The sequence below is a fragment of the Nocardia sp. NPDC060220 genome, from assembly GCF_042727815.1.
Taxonomy (GTDB): Bacteria; Actinomycetota; Actinomycetes; order Mycobacteriales; family Mycobacteriaceae; genus Nocardia.
This window is the reverse complement of the sequence record NZ_JBHWZY010001195.1, coordinates 1-1,633: the sequence shown is the minus strand read 5'-3', so window position 1 is coordinate 1,633 and position 1,633 is coordinate 1. Positions and strand designations below refer to the sequence as shown.

2 protein-coding genes and 1 pseudogene are annotated in these 1,633 nt (G+C 68.4%); 1 reads left to right on the top strand and 2 read right to left on the bottom strand.

Annotated elements, in window-relative coordinates; genetic code table 11:
* On the bottom strand, positions 1-775 hold a 775-nt coding region (locus tag ACFWF3_RS35190; protein WP_379318440.1), incomplete at its 3' end, for a PHP domain-containing protein.
* 57 nt (positions 776-832) lie between these two features.
* Positions 833-1,288, bottom strand: a complete 456-nt coding sequence (locus ACFWF3_RS35185; RefSeq protein WP_378635369.1) for a hypothetical protein — start codon at positions 1,286-1,288, stop codon at positions 833-835.
* Between the two features lie 174 nt (positions 1,289-1,462).
* Here ACFWF3_RS35185 and ACFWF3_RS35180 point away from each other — a divergent pair.
* A pseudogene (locus ACFWF3_RS35180) lies at positions 1,463-1,633 on the top strand (SDR family NAD(P)-dependent oxidoreductase); the annotation flags it as partial.

Below are 1,633 nucleotides of genomic sequence, written 5' to 3'. Positions count from 1 at the left end.
GGATATGCCAGTGCCCGCCCGCCGCCGCGGTGAGGGCGTCCAGGTCGTATCGCAGAACACCCTTCTCCCCCGCGGCCATATGCGCCGCCGCCATCTCTCGCGACAGCCGCCGATAACCCTCCTGGCCCCTGGCGAGGACCAGCAGATGCGGACCGTCAGGGTCGGGAGATCCAGTGCGCGGCACTGAGTCCGGCGCGTTCGCGTGCCCGTTTCGCGGCTCGGCCGAACCGCCAGCATCGCGCAGACCGCCGTCAGCCGTGTCCCCGCTCGGCCCATCAGTATCTGCTTCGCGCGCCTGCGTTCGACCCGGCATGAAACGCACCCCGCCCCTAGGGACAGACCGGCGCCGGACCGCATCCCCTCGGCCCGGCGCCGCCTCCGCATCGGTTCCCAGTGACAGTTCGGCACCGAAAACCGTTGGCATTCCCCATTCCCTGGCTGCCTCGGCGAACCGGACGGTCCCGTAGAACCCGTTGTGGTCGGTGAGCGCGAGCGCTTCCAGACCGAGCCGCACCGCCTCCTCCACCAGCTCCTCCGGCTGACTCGCCCCGTCGAGGAAGCTGTAGGCGGAGTGGGTGTGCAGCTCCGCGTAGGGCACCGTCGGGCCGGTCGGCCGGTCGAGCTCGGCGGCGTGGTACTCGCCGCGTTTGCGTGACCAGGCCGGACTGTCGCCGCCGTCGCCCGGGTGCAAGTCTTGCGTAGGCCTGCCGCTCGGCTTGCCCGAGAGCACCCGCTCCAGCTCCGACCAGGTCGGCGGACCGTTGCTCCAGCCCATGCACCCGCTCCTCTCACGACCCCCGCATCACCGCACCCTTTCCCCTTGGCGGACTACTCAATTCGCGGGCAAGCGCTCCATCGACCGCGATTCCAGCGCCGCCTCCACATGGCTCAGACCGGTGCGGATCACCGCGCCGTAGGCATCGTTGGCGAGCACATCCAGGTGCCCGCGCGCGATGGCCAATTGCATCCGCGCCATCTCGAAGTCACCGACGCGGCGATGACTGTCGGCCAGGTTCAGATACAGCGAGGGCAGGAACCCGCGCAGCCCCTCATCGAGCGGGATGCCCGGCCCGAACACCGCGGCCAGCGCCCGCTGGTCCCACAACAAGGCACCCTCCGGCAACTCCTGCACATCCGCCAGATGATGTGCCACCACGCAGCGATGCAATGGGTCGCCGCCTTCCCCTATCTCACTCCACAGCCTGGTCAGCGCCGCGCGCGCCGCATCAGGGTCGCCACCGCCGAGCCGTACCGCGGCATAGATGTCCGCCATCCGATCGTCCGCCATGTGCATCAGTATCGCACATACGTTCGAACATTAGCGAGAGCCACTCGAACATATTTTCGAGTTTTCCGGTGACCCTGGCCCTCGAACTTACTTTGGAGTAAGTTCGAGGCAACGAGCTGCAAAGGAGCAGTGATGTCTCAGGTTTCTCCAGGTGAACGGGGCCGCAAGCGGCGCGATCTCACCGGCAGGCATGTCGTGATCACCGGTGCGTCGTCCGGGATCGGACGGGCCGCCGCACTCTCGGTCGCCGACAAGGGCGGTGTGGTGTTCCTGCTCGCGCGCCGCGCCGACGAACTGGCCGCGGTGGTCGCCGAGATCGTCGACGCGGGCGGGCAGGCCTACGGC